This window comes from Pseudomonas sp. NPDC089758 (assembly GCF_044748705.1).
Taxonomy (GTDB): Bacteria; Pseudomonadota; Gammaproteobacteria; order Pseudomonadales; family Pseudomonadaceae; genus Aquipseudomonas; species Aquipseudomonas putida_X.
This window is the reverse complement of the sequence record NZ_JBIVGN010000009.1, coordinates 120,206-136,291: the sequence shown is the minus strand read 5'-3', so window position 1 is coordinate 136,291 and position 16,086 is coordinate 120,206. Positions and strand designations below refer to the sequence as shown.

Annotated in this window: 16 protein-coding genes and 1 pseudogene; 5 read left to right on the top strand and 12 right to left on the bottom strand. The window is 64.3% G+C overall.

From position 1 onward, the window contains the following. Positions 1 to 99 precede the first annotated feature (99 nt). Genes ACIPZH_RS14535 through ACIPZH_RS14525 form a run of 3 tightly spaced genes read left to right on the top strand, consistent with a single transcriptional unit; the run spans position 100 to position 2,233 of the window. On the top strand, positions 100 to 387 hold the full coding sequence (locus ACIPZH_RS14535) for an iron transporter (protein WP_400636650.1): 288 nt from the start codon (positions 100 to 102) through the stop codon (positions 385 to 387). Then, entirely contained in the window at positions 384 to 1,904 is a 1,521-nt protein-coding gene (locus ACIPZH_RS14530; protein ID WP_400636648.1) for a PepSY-associated TM helix domain-containing protein, read from the top strand. The genes ACIPZH_RS14535 and ACIPZH_RS14530 overlap by 4 nt, the downstream gene beginning before the upstream one ends. Further along, positions 1,901 to 2,233, top strand: a complete 333-nt coding sequence (locus ACIPZH_RS14525) for a DUF3325 domain-containing protein (protein ID WP_400636647.1) — start codon at positions 1,901 to 1,903, stop codon at positions 2,231 to 2,233. The genes ACIPZH_RS14530 and ACIPZH_RS14525 overlap by 4 nt, the downstream gene beginning before the upstream one ends. A 228-nt stretch (positions 2,234 to 2,461) precedes the next feature. Here the strand turns inward: ACIPZH_RS14525 and ACIPZH_RS14520 are convergent, their stop codons facing one another. Continuing rightward, positions 2,462 to 3,061: a biliverdin-producing heme oxygenase gene (locus ACIPZH_RS14520; RefSeq protein ID WP_400636645.1), complete on the bottom strand. Its 600-nt coding sequence runs from the start codon at positions 3,059 to 3,061 to the stop codon at positions 2,462 to 2,464. Positions 3,062 to 3,202: 141 nt separating this feature from the next. Here ACIPZH_RS14520 and ACIPZH_RS14515 point away from each other — a divergent pair, with 141 nt between their 5' ends. Further along, entirely contained in the window at positions 3,203 to 3,742 is a 540-nt protein-coding gene (locus tag ACIPZH_RS14515) for a histidine phosphatase family protein (protein ID WP_400636643.1), read from the top strand. A 56-nt stretch (positions 3,743 to 3,798) separates the two neighbouring features. On the opposite strand, the gene ACIPZH_RS14510 is transcribed toward ACIPZH_RS14515, so the two are convergent. The 4 genes and pseudogenes from ACIPZH_RS14510 to ACIPZH_RS14495 form a co-directional block, all read right to left on the bottom strand. Next, positions 3,799 to 4,584: a sulfite exporter TauE/SafE family protein gene (locus ACIPZH_RS14510; RefSeq protein ID WP_241803206.1), complete on the bottom strand. Its 786-nt coding sequence runs from the start codon at positions 4,582 to 4,584 to the stop codon at positions 3,799 to 3,801. A gap of 160 nt (positions 4,585 to 4,744) precedes the next feature. After that, positions 4,745 to 5,485 (bottom strand): methyl-accepting chemotaxis protein, encoded by a 741-nt coding sequence (locus ACIPZH_RS14505; protein WP_372490481.1) that lies wholly within the window; start codon positions 5,483 to 5,485, stop codon positions 4,745 to 4,747. 114 nt (positions 5,486 to 5,599) lie between these two features. Next, a pseudogene (gene mcpA, locus ACIPZH_RS14500) lies at positions 5,600 to 6,625 on the bottom strand (methyl-accepting chemotaxis protein McpA); the annotation flags it as partial. A 139-nt stretch (positions 6,626 to 6,764) separates the two neighbouring features. Next, entirely contained in the window at positions 6,765 to 7,643 is an 879-nt protein-coding gene (locus ACIPZH_RS14495) for a LysR family transcriptional regulator (RefSeq protein ID WP_400636642.1), read from the bottom strand. 102 nt (positions 7,644 to 7,745) lie between these two features. On the opposite strand from ACIPZH_RS14495, the gene ACIPZH_RS14490 reads away from it, so the two are divergent. After that, positions 7,746 to 8,174, top strand: a complete 429-nt coding sequence (locus tag ACIPZH_RS14490) for a PACE efflux transporter (protein ID WP_267822360.1) — start codon at positions 7,746 to 7,748, stop codon at positions 8,172 to 8,174. 14 nt (positions 8,175 to 8,188) lie between these two features. Here ACIPZH_RS14490 and ACIPZH_RS14485 read toward each other — a convergent pair whose 3' ends face one another. The 7 genes from ACIPZH_RS14485 to ACIPZH_RS14455 form a co-directional block, all read right to left on the bottom strand. Beyond that, positions 8,189 to 9,250 (bottom strand): hypothetical protein, encoded by a 1,062-nt coding sequence (locus ACIPZH_RS14485; RefSeq protein WP_400636640.1) that lies wholly within the window; start codon positions 9,248 to 9,250, stop codon positions 8,189 to 8,191. A 75-nt stretch (positions 9,251 to 9,325) separates the two neighbouring features. Beyond that, entirely contained in the window at positions 9,326 to 10,006 is a 681-nt protein-coding gene (locus ACIPZH_RS14480) for a GntR family transcriptional regulator (protein WP_400627153.1), read from the bottom strand. 16 nt (positions 10,007 to 10,022) lie between these two features. After that, positions 10,023 to 10,727 (bottom strand): FadR/GntR family transcriptional regulator, encoded by a 705-nt coding sequence (locus tag ACIPZH_RS14475; RefSeq protein WP_400636639.1) that lies wholly within the window; start codon positions 10,725 to 10,727, stop codon positions 10,023 to 10,025. Positions 10,728 to 10,769: 42 nt separating this feature from the next. Then, complete coding sequence (locus ACIPZH_RS14470; protein ID WP_241803213.1) at positions 10,770 to 12,080, bottom strand: C4-dicarboxylate transporter DctA; 1,311 nt, start codon at positions 12,078 to 12,080, stop codon at positions 10,770 to 10,772. Between the two features lie 287 nt (positions 12,081 to 12,367). Next, the gene (locus ACIPZH_RS14465; protein WP_241803214.1) at positions 12,368 to 12,853 is read right to left on the bottom strand and encodes an Lrp/AsnC family transcriptional regulator; all 486 of its coding nucleotides are present in this window, start codon (positions 12,851 to 12,853) and stop codon (positions 12,368 to 12,370) included. Between the two features lie 106 nt (positions 12,854 to 12,959). After that, the gene (locus tag ACIPZH_RS14460; RefSeq protein ID WP_400636637.1) at positions 12,960 to 14,024 is read right to left on the bottom strand and encodes an ornithine cyclodeaminase; all 1,065 of its coding nucleotides are present in this window, start codon (positions 14,022 to 14,024) and stop codon (positions 12,960 to 12,962) included. A gap of 143 nt (positions 14,025 to 14,167) precedes the next feature. Continuing rightward, the gene (locus tag ACIPZH_RS14455) at positions 14,168 to 15,925 is read right to left on the bottom strand and encodes a sigma-54-dependent Fis family transcriptional regulator (RefSeq protein WP_400636635.1); all 1,758 of its coding nucleotides are present in this window, start codon (positions 15,923 to 15,925) and stop codon (positions 14,168 to 14,170) included. Positions 15,926 to 16,086: the final 161 nt, after the last annotated feature.

Genomic DNA, 16,086 nt, shown 5'->3' with positions numbered 1-16,086 from the left:
TCGGCGCAAGCCCGCTTCTCCAGATACCCCACTGGCACAACGCAAGTGGGGTGAATGGGGGGCGGGCTTGGCTCGATGCGACTACCAGGAAATGTGCCCATGAACACTAAACCCGCCTGGCTGCTGATCCTCTCGCGCAGCAGCGCCGCGCTGGTCGGCGGCTACGCACTCACCTATGCCGCCAGCGCCTGCCTGGCCCGGCTGTTGCCGCTGTCTCCCGCCGATGCGGTCATCGTCGCGACCCTGCCGGCCTTCGTTTTCTACACCGCAGTCATCCTTTGGGCCTTCGCCAGCCGTGACGCGGTGCGTGCCTGGCTACCGCTGGCCTTGGCTGCGCCCTTGGCGTTGATCGGCTTCTGGCCCCAGGTACTGGAGTGGCTGGCATGAAGAACACGTTCACCCAATCGATGGCCTGGCTGCACACCTGGGGCGGGCTGGTTTTCGGCTGGCTATTGTTCGCCATCTTCGTCACCGGCACCCTGGCGGTGTTCGACAAAGAGCTCAACCACTGGATGCAGCCGGAAATCCCGGCCAATGCAGTGACCCAGGCCGATGCCGCGCAGCGCGCCATTGCCTACCTGCAGGCCCATGAACCGCAGGCCGGTAACTGGGGCATCAGCCTGCCCACCGATCGCTCGCCCGGGCTGCGTGTGTCTACCGGGGAGCGGCGCCATGGCGGTGGCGTACAGCTCGACCCGCAGACCGGCGAGGCCATCGAGGTACGCGACAGTGTTGGCGGCAACTTCTTTTTCCGCTTCCATTTCACCCTCGACCTGCCGCGCAACTGGGGCATTTTCGTGGTCGGTGCATTGGCGCTGGTGATGTTGGCGGCGCTGGTCACCGGCATTGTCATCCACAAGAAGATCTTCAAGGAGTTCTTCACGTTCCGGCCAAACAAGGGCCAGCGCTCCTGGCTGGACTTTCACAACGCCAGTGCCGTGCTGTTGCTGCCGTTCCACCTGATGATCACCTACACCGGGCTGGTGATCTTCATGCTCATCTACATTCCTGCAGGTGTCGATGCGCTGTTCGCCGGGGACAGCCGGGCCTACTTCAAGGCCCAGGGCAACGCCCGCCTGGAGCAGCCGAGGGCCTTGGCCAGGCAGCCCGCGGCGCTGGTCGATGTGGTGCCGCTGCTGGCCCAGGCGCAGGCACGGTTGGGGCCCATAGCCGGTTTCAATATCCGCAACCCCAATACCGCTGGGGCGCGTATCGAGATTCGCCCTGAGCTGGGTAATCGCATCGCGCTGTCGAAGGGGCAGGCCATGGTATTCGATGGTGTCAGCGGGCAGTTGCTCAGCGATGTGACTGAGTGGCGCGCGGCTCCCCTGACCCAGCGGGTCATGGTCGGCCTGCATTTTGCCCAGTTTGGCGGATACCCGATGCGTTGGTTGTACTTCGTGTGTGGGGTCATCAGCTGCGTGATGATCGCCAGCGGCCTGGTGCTGTTTTGCGTGAAGCGTGGGCGTAAGTACGCCAGCACCAGCGCGCAGTTGTCGGCGCGGCGTTGGTACCGGGTTGCCGAGGTGTGCAATGTCGGTTTCGTCACCGGTTTGCTGCTGGCCTGTGTCGGCTTGCTGTGGGCCAGCCGCCTGCTGCCGGTCGAACTGGTACAGCGCGAGGCCTGGGAGGTGCGGGCATTCTTTGGTACATGGCTGCTGACGCTGTTGCATGCGGGTATCAGGCCTGCGCGCCGGGCGTGGGTGGAGCAGCTGGGGCTGACGGCACTGCTGTGCATGGGCCTTGGGCTGTTCGGTGGGCTGGGGGATGCCTTGCGTCTGGGCGTGGTGGCTTGCGCAATGGTGCTGGGGGTGTTGTTCGGTGTGGTGGCGTGGCGCGTGCAGCAAGGCGGGCGAATGCTGCATGCACTCAGGGCAGGGCGCAGCGTGGAGGCAGGCGTATGATGATGTTGATCGCGGGCGGCGCGCTGTTCGCCTATGCCGGTATGCTTGGCCTTTGCCAAGGCCTGGAACGGCACTATAAACAGGTATGGCAGCGGCCTTGCCCGCGGCCACTGCGCAGGGTGCTGCGTGGCGCTGGCTGGCTGGCACTGATGATCAGCCTGCTGCTGTGTGCCCAGGTCTGGGGCTGGGCCATGGCGCCGGTAGCCTGGTTGGCGATGATGTCGCTCGGTGCAATGCTGCTGGTCGTGCAGTTGCCGTATTGGCCGCGGCTGGCGGTTGGGCTTGCAGGGCTGGTGCCAGTGTGGGGGCTGCTGCAACTGTTTGCCTGAGCAGGCCCTATCGCCGGCAAGCCGGCTCCCACATGGAATTTGCGCCGGCTTTCAGAAATTGGGCAAGACCGTTGCTTGCACAGGTAAAGCGCAGCCCTGAAGAGCTGCGCGGGCGTGGTGGGAGCCGGCTTGCCGGCGATTGGGCTGCGCAGCAGCCCCCATAGCAGAGCTGTAATAGCCCGAGCGCTCGACGGGACCAGCGATCACCGGTGAAACCGGGCCCATGCTTCAGCCAGGTATCTGGCCAAGCACGTTGCGTTGCTCAAGCCAGCGCTCGAAGCTCTGGAATGTTTCGATGGCCGCCTGCACGGTGGCGGCCTGCGCTGCAGGTGCGCTCGACGCCTGGCCAAGGCGGTCGAGGAAGCGGCGCCAGTAGTCGCCGGTCCGCGCACCGTACACATCGAAAAAGGCTGTGCCGTTGGCGGGGCCGAGCCCCAGGCGCTCGGCCATCGCCCTTTTCAGTACCTGGCCGCCCAGGGTGGAGCCCTCCAGAACGTACATCACACCCAGCGCCCCGGCCTCATCATCGATACCTGGCAGCGCCTGGCACAGGGGCAGGGCGTCGATGTCAGCGGCGCTCAGATGCAGGGCTTGCAGGTCCAGCGTGAGCGCGGGTGTCTTGGCCCTCACCGGTTCCTGGTAGTCGCCCAGGCGAGCTTCGAGGGGCGCGTGGAACCCATAGTAGGCTTGCAGGAGCCGGCTGTAGGCCGCGGCATCGAAGCTCGCTGCAAAGAATGGCAGGCGTGCTTCGAGCGACTTGTGGCAATCGCGGGTGCCCTCGCGCAGGGCTAGCAGCAACGGGCTGGGTGAGGAGGGACTGGCTGACATTCGGCTCGACTCTAGTGGCATTTCGCCTAATTTGGACTGACCATCGTAACGCAGTGTTCCTCCCCAGCCGCGACATTGTTGCGGAAAAAATAACCTCGGCGTGCTAAACCATTCGGCCGTCCTCCAACAGGAAGCCAGCTGGTGAAAGCCGTACACCTGACCCTGATCTGTCATGCCCTGACAACGGCCCAGAAGACCGGGCACCTGCACGGCCCCGACGACGTCATTCTGCCGATGCTCGCCCAACCGTTCGCCGTGGCGCCTGAAACGCGCATCCTCACCGCGCCGGAGCGGCGTGCGAGGGAAACGGCAGACGGGTTTTCGGCACTGGCGCAGGTCGAGCCGGCATTGGCCGATTGCGACCTGGGACGCTGGCAGGGGCAAGCATTGAAGCGGTTGCAGGCTGAGCACCCGCAGGCGCTGGCGTTGTGGCTGGACGACCCGCACAGTGCGCCACATGGTGGTGAGTCGTTCGCCGAGCTGTGCCAGCGCATGGCGGGGTGGCTGGCGGCCTTCGATGAGCCGGGCGAGTGGGCAGCGGTGACGCATCCCATGGTCATTCGCGCGGTACTGGTTCAGGTGCTGGGTTGCCCCTTGGCGGCCCATCGGCAGATGGATGTGCTGCCTTTGTCACGTGTGCAGCTGAGCTTTACCGGGCGCTGGCGCTTGCGGCTGGGGTGAGTCCGGCTTGCAATGGCCTGCACAACGGCCAACCCAGCTCACCGCAAAACCTTGCCTCAGAACGCCAGCTTGTACCCGATCAGCAACAGCATGCCCGCCAGGCAGGGCCGCAGCACGCGGTCGGAGATCTTCCCGGTGAGGTGGCTGCCCAGGTAGATGCCAGGCAACGAGCCCAGCAGCAGGTAGCCCAGCAGCGACCAGTCCATGTTGCCCATGCCCGCGTGGCCCAGGCCTGCGACCAGGGTCAACGGCACCGCGTGGGCGATCTCGGTGCCCACCAGGCGCCGGGTGACCAGGAACGGGTAGAGCAGGAACAGCGCCACGGTGCCCAAGGCACCCGCACCGATCGAGGTCAGGGTAACCATGACACCCAGCACCACACCGGTGAGTACGGTAAGGATGTTGAGGCTGCGGTCGCTGAGTTGGTAATGATCACCGGCATGGCGGTTGGCGAACGCTTGCAGGCGCGATTTGAACAGGATCGCCAGTGCAGTGAGGATCAACACCACCGCTAGGCCCTGCTTGATGATGGCATTGAGCGCCGAAGTGTCGGTGTGCAGGGTGCTCAGGAACCACAGGGTCAGCGCTGCGGCCGGGACGCTGCCCATGCTGAGCAGGCCGGTGATTTTCCAGTCGATGTTCTTGTTGCGGCTGTGCACCCAGACGCCACTGGCCTTGGTGATGGCGGCGTACAGCAGGTCAGTGCCCACGGCAGTGGCCGGGCTGATGCCAAACCACAGCAGGATGGGCGTCATCAGCGAACCGCCACCGACGCCGGTCATGCCGACGATGAACCCCACAACCAGCCCGGCTATGGTGAAACCGAAAGAACCTACATCCATACGCTACTCGACTGCCCAGCTTTGCCCGTGATCGGATGGGTGCCAGCATATAGGTAGTTTATATAGCCAAATAGACTTGTTCGTTATTAGGTTATAACCGCTGGCCTTCTACGCCGGCCCGCTCGCCCCCTGCATGAGACGAGCCTGCCGGCGTGTCACCTCAGATGCGGAAGCTGCCCACCAGTTGCTTCAAACGCCCAGCCTGCTGCGCCAGCGCATCGCAATGCTGCAACGTCTGGTTGAGGTTCTCCACCCCTTGCTGGTTCAGCGCATTGATCTGGGTGATGTCCAGGTTCAGGCTCTCGACCACGGCGGTCTGCTCTTCGGTCGCAGTGGCCACCGACTGGTTCATGCCATCGATTTCGCCGATGCGCTGGGTCACGCTGGTCAGACGTACACCGGCCTGGTTGGCGACCTGCACGGTCTGTTCGCTGGACACCTGGCTGGTGTTCATGGTGTGCACCGCCTCACGGGAGCCGACCTGCAGGCTGGTGATCATGCGGTGGATCTCTTCTGCCGATTCCTGAGTGCGGTGCGCCAGGTTGCGCACCTCATCGGCGACCACGGCAAACCCACGCCCGGCTTCACCTGCACGGGCCGCTTCGATCGCGGCGTTGAGCGCCAGCAGGTTGGTCTGCTGGGAAATGCCTTTGATCACGTCGAGGATCTTGCCGATTTCGTCGGTGCTGGCATTGAGCGTTTCGATCTGCTCGCACGACTCGCTGATGCGCTGCGACAGGGCGGTCATGGCGTTGATCGCTTCTTCCACCACTTCGCGCCCGCCATTGGCCTGTTCGCTGGCACCGCTGGCGTGTTGCGAGGCATGCGCAGCATTGCGTGCGATTTCCTGAGTGGCGGCACCCAGCTGGTTGATGGCCGCCGCGACACTGTTGGTGCGCATGCTCTGTTCTTCGGAACCGATGATCGATGCATTGGAGGCGTTGACCACCTTTTCCGACAGGTCGTGCACCAGCCGCGTAGCCGACGACACTTCGCTGATCGAGGCGTGAATGCGTTCTACGAAGCGGTTGAACGAGGTTGCCAGTTCGCCGAACTCGTCCTTGCGCGGTACCTCAAGGCGGCGGGTCAGGTCGCCTTCACCTTCGGCGATATCGCGCATGGCGCGGCCCATGGTGGTCAGTGGGCGCATCAGCACCGGGATCAGCAAGCCCAGCAGCCCGGCGATGGCCGCCACGGCAATGACCATGGCGATGATCGCTGAGGTGCGGAAATGGCTTAAGGCGGCGTAGGCCTTGTCCTTGTCGATCGACAGGCCGATGTACCACTGGGCAGACGGCAAGCCCGCCACCGGGGCAAAGGAGATCAACCGCTGCTGGCCATCGAGGGTGACATCCTGCATGCCGGCCGCCACGCGCAGGCCCGAGCCTGGGTAGATGTCGTTGAGGTTCTTCATCACCTGGTCTTTGTCGGGGCTGACGATCACCTGGCCGCTGCTATCGGCGAGGAAGGCGTGGCCGATGCCGCCGAAGTCGACCGAGTTGATGATCTGCACCAAGGTATCGAGGGTCAGGTCGCCGCCGACCACCCCGAGCATTTCGCCGTTACGCTTCACCGGCGTGGCGATGGTCACCATCAGGCCACCGACCGCGCCCTGGTAAGGGGCGGTGAGCACGGTCTGCCCGGCGCTGGCCGCGGCGCCGTACCATGGGCGCTGGCGTGGGTCGTAGCCGGCCGGCATTTGGGCGTCGGGGCGCTGGGTGAACACACCATTGGCCTGGCCCAGGTAGGTGAACAGGAAATTTTTCGTGTACGACGGCTGCTCGATCAGCCCGGCCAGGGTATCGCCCGCCCCTTGTTCAGCAATGTCCTGGGCCAGGTTCTCCAGCACCAGGATGCGCCCGCTCATCCAGTTCTGCACGCTGCTGGCAGTCAGCGCACCGGACTGCTGCATCGACGACTCGATGTTCTGGGTGATGGTCTTGCGTTGCAGGTAGTCGTTGTAAAGCGTGAACAGGGCAAAAGCCAGCACCACGACGCCGCATGCGCTGAGGAGGATCTTGTGGCGAAATTTCAGGTTCATGTTTCGAGACCTTGAGCCATGGAGGGAAGGGCACTGCACGCTTTTGGCGCGATGGGCCTGTCCACTCTGCTATCGGCAAATCCCACAAAAATTGAAGCACTTACGTCACTAGGCTGAGGCGATTTCGACGGACGGTGCGCTAGCATTTGGCTAGCTGTTCGATCAGCAGACGCGCCGCCTGGCGCAGCGGTTGCTGCCTGCGCCAGAAGGCATGAATCGGCAACTGTAGTTCGTTGCGGGTATTCGCAAATCGCAGACGTACCAGGCGCCCGTCAGCGATCAGCGGCGCCACCCTGGCCAATGGCAAATCGCCCCAGCCCAGGCCTGCTTCGACCATTTGTACGGCGAAGTCAAAACTGTCGGTGGACCAGTGCGTGGCGCCGATCAGCGCGCGCGGGTCGGCCAGCGGCAGGTCGCGGCTGCGCACCAGGATCTGGCGCACGTTGATCAGGTCTTCCAGGTAGCGGATGCGCCCGTCGCGCAGTGCCGGGTGCGCGGGTGACAGGGTGGCAACCAGCGACTCCGTACCAATGTGCTGGAACCCCCGGCTGGCATCGACGTGCAGGCCAGCGAAGGCCAGGCATAGGTCGGCACGGCCGCTGTCGAGCAACTGCAGTGCGTCTTCCTGTGGGGCACTGAGCAGCTGGATGTCCAGCAGCGGGTAGCGCTCGCCAAGCCTCGCGATGGCGGCAAACAGCGGCCGTTGATCTATGTCCGGGACCACGGCGAGGGTCAGGCTGCTCTCCAGCCCTTGCGACAACTCCAGTGCGTGCACCTGCAATAGCCCCAGTTGCTCGGCGATCAGCCTGGCGTGTGGCTCTAGCGCCAAAGCCTGAGCGGTAGGACGAACCTCGCGCGGGCCGCGCTCGAACAGCGGGTAGCCCAGTTCGGCTTCAAGGTTACCGATGGCCATGCTGACGGCAGAAGGTACCCGACCGAGGATGCGCGCCGCTGCGGAAAACGAACCCCGATCGAGCACGGCGAGGAACAGCTGGATATTGTCACTGGAAAAGTTCATGTCGGCCTCCTATCAGTAAATCTGAAAGCTACCGACTTTGTCTGTCAATATATTTGAAGCACTCTTGCGTCCTTCGCTTGATACCCAATGAGGTAAACCCCGGTGCAGGGATTGAAACGCAAACTGGTCTACGTGACGTTCTACGAGCTGATTGGCTTGTGCATGTCGACGTTGGGGCTGGCTTACTTGTCCGATACCCAGGCTTCGCATACTGGGCCGCTGGCGGTGATGATCACCACCATCGCCATGCTCTGGAACCTGATTTACAACAGCCTGTTCGAGTATTGGGAGAGCCGCCAGGCCAAGCGCGGCCGCAGCGTGGCGCGGCGGGTGGTGCATGCTGTCGGTTTCCAGCTGACCCTGGTGGTGTACCTGATCCCGCTGATCGCCTGGTGGCTGGGCATGAGTCTGGTCCAGGCGTTCCTGGTGGACCTTGCGTTCATCATCCTGGTGCCCTGCTACACCTTTGCCTACAACTGGGGGTTTGACCGGATCTTCGGTTTGCCGGCATCGGCCATGGCCACCGCCTGAGGGTGTCGGTGCCGCTATGGCGGCAGGCGAATCAACAAGGGTTCCTGGCGCGCGGGGGGTTGCGGTTGCACTGCCTGCTGCACGGGCCGCGGCGCACTGGCCAGCAAGCTGTCCTCGACCTGCCCTGACAGGTAGTACACCCCCGCCATGGCGCCGCTCTGGCGGTTCTCCATCAGCTCTTGCCATTCCTGATTGAGCGCCACGTTGAGGATCACCCGCAATTGCTCGACCATCTCCGGGTGATCGCGGTCGTGAGTGATCATGCCGTAGCCGGCGGCCGCCACCGAGATCATCGCCCCGGCCACCTTGCCCACCGCACTGGCCACTGCGCTGGCAATGCCGCGTGGGGCCAGGGTGGCGCCAAGCTTCTCGCTGGCGCGGGTCGCCACCGACGACAGGCCGATGTCGGTCTGCCCCGGGCCTTTGGCCGCTTGCTGGTGCAGGTGGTCGCGCAGGGCGAGCCAGGCGGGTTGCTGATCGAGCGGCTTGGCCTTGAGCAATTGATAAAGGCTGGCATTGCGCGCCGGCGGCGGCCCCAGGGCAATGGCCGGGATTCGGTTCAGGCGCTGGCTGAGCTGGTCGGGCGGGGCGTTGTAGCGCTGGATGATGGCTGGCAGTTGCTGGCCGAACAGCTGCACGTACAATTCGCAGGCGCGGTCGCGGATGACTTCGGGGTTGATCTGCTCGGCCACCGGCTCGATCACCCGCTTCTGGTACTGCTCCTGCAGGTACAGGGCCAGGCGTTTTTCCGCAGGCTCGCGGCCCTCGCCACTGTTGAGCTTGTACCAGGCGACCTTGAGGGTCAGCCATTGCTGGGTCCAGTAACCGGTGAACCAGGGAATGAAGTCGCTTTCGGTACGTTGCTGTACCTGTTCTTTCCACACTCGCATCGAGCGCCGTGCATAGTCGTTGGCCGAGCCAGCAGCGCCTACCGAGGCATCGATCAGTTCCTGGTCAATCCGTTGCCAGGCGGCGGGCGTGAGCACGGCGGGCGGCGGCGGGGCAGGCGGACGCTTGCCGGCGCAGCCGCCGAGGGCGAGCAGAAGGCAGAGCAGCACGAGGATACGTGGGTTCACACGACCGCCTCCCGGGTTTCGAGGCTAGGTGGTTAACCGAGTATAGGGCCGGCGATCGGCTGCGCCTGCGTCCTGTCAGGCCAGGTCTAGTTTTTCTTCCAGGCGGTCCAGGTGCTCGCCCATCAGCGCGAGCGCCGCTGCAGCGTTACCGGCCTCCACGGCATCGATGATCGCTGCGTGCTCTTGCCAGGCACAGTGCTCGCAGCAGGGTGATTCGTAGTGGGCGATGATCAGTGACGTCATCGGCACCAGGCCGTTGAGAAAGCGTGCCAGCGGTGCGTTGGCGGCCACCTGGGCAAGCTTGAGGTGGAACTCGCCGCCCAGGCGGATCGCTGCACAACGTTCGCCACGTTCGTGGTGCTGGCGCTCACGCTCCACCAGCGAACGCAATTGGCGGATCTGCGCCGGCCGCGCGCGTTGCGCCGCCAGGCTGATCAGGGTGGTTTCGGCCAGGCGGCGGGCGCTCAGTACCTGGCGCGCCTGGTGCGGGTCGGGGGCGGCCAGGTGCGCGGTGTGGCTCGGGCGCTGCACCACCACCTGCTGGTCCGAGAGGCGCCCCAGCACCCGGCGAATTACCGTGCGGCTGACGCCGAAGGCGTTGCCCAGTGCCTGCTCGGGCAGCAGGCTGCCGGGCGGCAGGCGCTGCTCGAGAATCGCGTCGAACAGGCGGGGGTAGATCTGCTCGGCCGACAGCCGGGTTTCGCCGGCGGCGAGCAGGGCAGGCAGGTGGGGGGCGGCTTGGGCGCAGGCGGTCATGGTCGCTCTCCTGGGGTCATTGGCGCGGATGCTCATCCGGGATGTTCAGTTCGATGCCCATGCGCTGCCCTTCGGCGAGGATGTGCTGGCGCATCTGGGCGCTGGCCTGGGCGCTGTTGCGCTCGCGAATGGCGCGTACCACGGCTTCGTTTTCCTTGAGCCGCGCAGCAAGGTGTTCGGGTGAGTTGCGCAGCATGTTGGCGCTTTGCTTGAGGGCATTGCCGGTCTGCTGTACCACGCTCTGGAAAATCGGGTTGGTGGTCAGCGCGAACAGTGCCTCGTGGAAGGCGATGTAGGCCTTGGCCCCGGCATCGCTGTCATCGGCATCCAGCGCTTCGCGCATGTCCATCAGGATCAGGCGGAGCTGGCCGATGTCCTGACTGTTGGCCGATTGCGCCACCAGGCCGACGATGAAGGGTTCGAGGGTGTAGCGCAGCTCCAGGACATCGGCCAGGCTGGCCGCGGCGCTGCCGTCGACGCCTGGTTCCAGCACGGCAGGTTCGGCATCGAGCACCAGCACGCCCTTGCCCGGCATGGAGCGCACCAGGCCGAGGGTCTCCAGCACGGTCACCGCTTCGCGCAGGCTGGGGCGGCTGATGCCCAGTTGTTCGGCCAGTTCGCGCTGGCCGGGCAGCATGTCGCCGGAGCGCCACTGGCCGCGGGCCAGTGCTTGGCGCAGTTTTTCCACCACTGAGTTGACGACGGTCGATGAGCTGATCACGGTTTTCTCCTGAGGGCCGGCGTCAACGCCGGCCACGTGGGCTCAGAATTCCTGTTGATGGGCATTGGGCTGCTTGCGTGGGGCGTGGGCAAAGCCGGGTTTGCCATCGAGCACATTCTGCGCACGTTCCAGATCGATGTCTTTTTCCCAGCGGGCGATGGCCACGGTGGCCACGCAGTTGCCGATCAGGTTGGTCAGCGCCCGGCCAATGCCCATGAACCAGTCCACTGCCAGCACCAGCACCAGGCCGACCACCGGGATCGCCGGCACGGCGGTGAGGGTGGCGGCAAGGATCACCAGCGCCGAGCCTGGGATGCCGTGAGCGCCTTTGGACGTCACCAGCGACACCAGCAGGATGGTCAGCAGGTCGGTCATCTCCAAGGGGGTGCCCGTTGCGTTGGCGATGAACACGATGGCCAGGGTCAGGTAGATGGAGAAGCCGTCGAGGTTGAACGAGTAGCCGGTCGGGATCACCAGGCCAACGGTGGAGCTGCCAATGCCCAGGTGCTCGAGCTTGCGCATGATCTGCGGCAGGACTGCATCGGAGGAGGCGGTGCCAAGCACGATGGTCAGCTCTTCACGCAGGTATTTGATGAACGGCAGCAGTTTCAGGCCGGAAAGGCGCATCACGGTGCCCAGGATAATCAGTACGAAGCCCGCGCAGGTCAGGTAGAACAACGCCACCAGGCCACCCAGGTGCTGCAGCGACTCCAGGCCATATTTGCTGGTCGTGAAGGCGATGGCGCCAAAGACACCGATCGGCGCCAGGCGCACGATCATGCCCATGATGCGGAAAATCACGTGGCTGAGTTCGTTGATCAACCGCGAAATGCCGGCGGCCGAGTCACCCACCAGGTTCAAAGCACTGCCGAACAGTACCGAGAACAGCAAGACTTGAAGGATGTTGTTGTCGGCGAAGGCGCCTACCACCGACGTGGGGATCAGGTCCATGAAGAACGCGGTGGCGCCATGGATATGCTGGCCGCGTTCGGCCAGGCCGTTGGCGTCGGCAGCAGAGAGCTGATCCAGGTGGATATTGGCGCCGCTGCCAATACCGCTGCTGAAGGCGAACACCAGGCCGATCACCAGGGCGATGGTGGTCAGCACTTCAAAGTAGATCACCGATTTGAGGCCGATGCGCCCGACTTTCTTCAGGTCGCCGGCACCGGAAATGCCGCTGACCACCACGCAGAAGACGATCAGGCCGATAAGCATCTTGATCAGCTTGATGAAGCCATCGCCTAGAGGCTTGAGCTGCAGGGAAAGGTCGGGGAAGCTGAGGCCGCAGGCGATGCCAAGGGCAAGGCCGAGCACGACTTGCAGGAAGATCGAACGCGAGCACCATTTGAGCATGGGAGTGATCTCTGATCGGTGTCCTTGCTTCGGTGCCGCACGGGGCGAAAGAGCGCAGGACTTATTTATTTTTGTGGTCTTACCGGTTTGTTCAGCGCGAGGTCATAAAAGCGCGAAAAATCCGAATATGCAAGGGTTTTTGGCCTTACCGGTCTGACCAGTTGTGGGGCATTTCGGCTTGCCAGGCTCTAGTTCGGTGCGTGCTGCCGATTGAGAGGGTGCGCCGTGGCCGGCAATTGCCAATACCTGATGGAGTGTTAGCAAGCTGCCTGCCAACTTCTGCCCGTTCAGGGCTGCGGGGCGCTGCTTTTGACCGACGCCAGTTCAGGGTGTGCCACGAGCTTATCGATGTGCAGGGCGCCGTCGTTCATCCAGCTTTCGCTCAGCACCCGGTAGTGCTCCATGTCCCGACAGCGCACGCGCAGGCTGTAGTCGAAATGGCCGCTGATCAGCTGGCATTCATGAACGTCAGGGCAGGCCAGCATCGTTGCCTCGAACGCCTTTTGCGAGGACCGCCCGCTCAGGTTGGACAGGGCGACGAGCACCAGCAGCGATAGCCCTGGTGCGACTTTCTGCAGGTCGATGATTGCGCCGTAACCGCGGATCACGCCACGCCGTTCCAGCTTGCGTACCCGTTCCAGGCAGGGGCGCGGCGTAAGGTGAACCAGGGTGGAGAGTTTTTCGAAGGTGATGCGACCGTCGACGCGCAGTATGTCGATGATGGCTTGGTCGATGCGGTCCAGCGGGGCAGAGGTGGCGTCCTTGGTGTCCATGCGCGGTGCTTCTTTGTTGAAAGCGGGGGGCATGAACAGGTTAGGCGTTTATCGGGGGATCGTCCTCACGCGCTGGCGAGTGGGCTGCCCAGCAGCCCAAGCTTCGTCAGGCGCAGGCGCTGTCGGCCCGGTGCACTGAGCGGGCCGCCACTACGCGAGGCTGCAGCAGTGCATACAAGTCCTTGGGGTTTTCCAGCATCGGCACCAGCCCGATCTCCTGGCCAATCCCCAACGCGAGCGCGGTATCGAGCACATAGCGCAGCGCCGAAAAATCTTCCAGTGCGAAACCTACCGAATCGAACAGGGTCACCTGGCCGGCGTTTTCACGGCCCGGCACAAGGCCTGCGACCACCTGCCAGAATGCGAAGACCGGCGAATCGGCCGGCATTTGCTGGATTTCGCCTTCCACACGGGTTTGCGGCTCGTACTCAACGATCACCCGGGCGCGCTCGACGATGTGCCGGTGCAGCTCGGTCTTACCCGGGCAGTCGCCGCCCACGGCATTCAGGTGCATGCCCGGTTCGATCATGTCCGGTGTGAGGATGGTCGCGTACGTCTTGTCCGCCGTGACCGTGGTGACGATATCGGCACCGCGCACGGCTTCAGCGACGCTATGGGCGACGATCACCTTGAGCCCGGGGCGGCCTGCCAGGTTGGCCACCAGCTTCGCGGTGGCTGCAGGGTCGATGTCATACAGGCGGATCTCGTCGATGCCCAGCAGCATCTTGAAGGCGATGGCCTGGAATTCGCTTTGCGAGCCGTTGCCGATCAGCGCCATGCTGCGGCTGTCTTCACGCGCCAGGTAGCGGGCGGCCAGGGCCGAGGTGGCGGCAGTACGCATCGCTGTGGTCAGGGTCATCTCGCTGAGCAGCAGTGGCGCGCCGGAGCCGACGTCGCTCAGCGCGCCGAAGGCCATCACCGTGGGCAGGCCGAGGCGGGTGTTCTTTGGGTGACCGTTGACATACTTGAAGGCATACCGGCCAGCGTCGGAAACGGGCATCAGTTCGATCACGCCGTCCTTGGAGTGGTTGGCCAGGCGCGGGCACTTCTCGAAATCGTGCCAGCGCAGGTAGTCCTGACGGATGTACTCGGCCATCTCCACCAGGCAGGTGGCCAGGCCTTTGCGGTTGACCAGGCGGGCGAGGTCTTGCACATCGATGAAGCGGGTCATGGCATCTCCCTGCAACGTGCGGGTTGGGCTGTAGGGATATTGTCGGGCGCGCAGGGGGGAAATGCCGGCTGAATGAGGCGTTGCGGGCAGCGGGTGCGGCTGACTTCGGGGCGCGGGCAGCCGAATCGGCTGCCGGCCACCGGTCATTGCTCGCGCAGGCGCTTGTACAGTGTCGTCCGGCTGATCCCCAGGCCCCGCGCCACGGCCGAGAGGTTGCCATTGGCACGTTTCAGCAGGCTGTGCAGGTCTGCTTCATGCTCACTGCCGCCGCTCGACAGCGGGCGCTCATGCGCTTCAGCCAGAAAGCCGCCAGGCAGATGCTCGACACTGACCGGCCCATCCCCTGCCAACGCCAGCGCAACCTGCATCACACTCACCAGCTCGCGCACATTGCCTGGCCAAGGGTGCCGGTCGAGCAGATCGAGGATGGGCAGCCCCAGGCACTGGGGTTGCTGAGGGTCGCGATAACGTGCGTGGATGTGTTCGATCAACGCTCGCCGGTCAGTGCGCTCGCGCAGCGCCGGCAACACGACTGCCATTGCCGCGATGCGGTAGTAGAGGTCTTGCCGAAAGCGCCCTGCACGCACCTCTTCGGCCAGGTCCCGATTGCTTGCAGAGACGACGCGGATATCCACCGCTACCGGTTCGCCGCTGCCCAGGGGTTGAATGCTGCGCGACTGCAGCACGCGCAGTAGGCGGGCCTGGGTCGGCAGAGGCATGTCGCCGATTTCGTCGAGGAACAGGATGCCCTGGTTGGCCTTGCGGATCAGCCCGGGGTTGCCCTTGTGATGAGCGCCGGTGAAGGCGCCTTTGTCGTAACCGAACAGCTCCGATTCCACCAGGTCTGCCGGGATCGCCGCACAGTTGACCGCGATCAACGGCTGGCGGGCACGGCTGCTGGCGCGGTGCAGGGTCTGGACGAAGACTTCCTTGCCGACGCCGGTTTCACCCTGAACCAGCAACGGGATGTCTTTTTCCAGCATCAGCCTGGCCTGGGCCAGGGCCTTTTCCATGCGTGGGTCGCCATTGCCAAGCGTTGAGCGTGGGGTGCTTTGCCGCGGTGCCTGCCACTGGCAGTGGAAGCGGTTGCGCCCGGCTGCCTGCAAGGCGAATGGCTGCTGCTGGGGGTGGGCAAGCAACTGGCACAAGGGGATCTGAAACAGTTGCTCGACGTTCTGCTGCAGCGGGTTGCCGCCCAGCAGGCTATCGGCTCGATGATTGGCGGCGAGCACCTGGCCACGTTCATCGAACACCAGCAGCCCGGCCCAAGGGCTGTCGAGGTTGTCGCAAGCGCTGTTGAACAGCAATTGGGCGTGCTGTTCGGCATGCTGCGCAAGGATCAGGCGGTTCTCCAGGCTCTGGCCCATCATGCGCACCAGGCCGAGGGTCTGGGAGGCGGGCAGGTAGCCGTCGCTGGCCACGTCGAGCACCCCGACCAGTTGCCGCTGGGCATCGTACAGCGGGGTGGCGGCGCTGGACATGTAGCGGTTCTGGCGCAGGTAGTGTTCGTCCTGGCCGACATGGACGGGCTCGGCGCAGACCAGCGCGGTGCCCAGTGCATTGGTGCCCACGCCCCGTTCGTGCCAGTGGGCGCCGGCACTGAAGCCGTGCTGGTGCTGGGGGCAGACGAAGCGGCGCGAGCCCCAGGTCTGGAGCAGGCAGCCGCTGGCGTCGGCGAGCATCACCAGGTAGCTGGCATTGCCCAGCAGGTGCGTGTACTGCGGCAGCACGGCATCGCGGGTGTGGTGCAACAGGGCCTGGCGCCGCTCCAGCAGGGCGCTGAGTTCGGCCCGGGTCAGGCAATCGAAGTCGGGTGCGCTCTGTGGCTGCAGGCCGTGATCACGGCAGCGCGCCCAGGAGGCCTGGATCAGTTGGGCATGGGGCGAAGGGGCGGTGGCCATGGGCCTGTCCTGTGTGATTGTTGTTATCAGCCGACCGCTGTTGAGTGTCGTCCACCGTTGTTCATTGTCAAACCCGCCACTGTTCAGGTGTTCAGCGAAAGTGTTCAGTTGTGAATCGCGGCTGGCCTGCCGCTACCGCCTGGGGCCCAGGCCAGAGCGGT

Coding starts and splice junctions, on each gene's coding strand:
- ACIPZH_RS14535 (WP_400636650.1), top strand. CDS start 100: ATGAACACTAAACCCGCCTGGCTGCTGATCCTCTCGCGCAGCAGCGCC.
- ACIPZH_RS14530 (WP_400636648.1), top strand. CDS start 384: ATGAAGAACACGTTCACCCAATCGATGGCCTGGCTGCACACCTGGGGC.
- ACIPZH_RS14525 (WP_400636647.1), top strand. CDS start 1,901: ATGATGATGTTGATCGCGGGCGGCGCGCTGTTCGCCTATGCCGGTATG.
- ACIPZH_RS14520 (WP_400636645.1), bottom strand. CDS start 3,061: ATGTCAGCCAGTCCCTCCTCACCCAGCCCGTTGCTGCTAGCCCTGCGC.
- ACIPZH_RS14510 (WP_241803206.1), bottom strand. CDS start 4,584: ATGGATGTAGGTTCTTTCGGTTTCACCATAGCCGGGCTGGTTGTGGGG.
- ACIPZH_RS14505 (WP_372490481.1), bottom strand. CDS start 5,485: ATGCGCACCAACAGTGTCGCGGCGGCCATCAACCAGCTGGGTGCCGCC.
- ACIPZH_RS14495 (WP_400636642.1), bottom strand. CDS start 7,643: ATGAACTTTTCCAGTGACAATATCCAGCTGTTCCTCGCCGTGCTCGAT.
- ACIPZH_RS14480 (WP_400627153.1), bottom strand. CDS start 10,006: ATGACCGCCTGCGCCCAAGCCGCCCCCCACCTGCCTGCCCTGCTCGCC.
- ACIPZH_RS14470 (WP_241803213.1), bottom strand. CDS start 12,080: ATGCTCAAATGGTGCTCGCGTTCGATCTTCCTGCAAGTCGTGCTCGGC.
- ACIPZH_RS14465 (WP_241803214.1), bottom strand. CDS start 12,853: ATGGACACCAAGGACGCCACCTCTGCCCCGCTGGACCGCATCGACCAA.
- ACIPZH_RS14460 (WP_400636637.1), bottom strand. CDS start 14,024: ATGACCCGCTTCATCGATGTGCAAGACCTCGCCCGCCTGGTCAACCGC.
- ACIPZH_RS14455 (WP_400636635.1), bottom strand. CDS start 15,925: ATGGCCACCGCCCCTTCGCCCCATGCCCAACTGATCCAGGCCTCCTGG.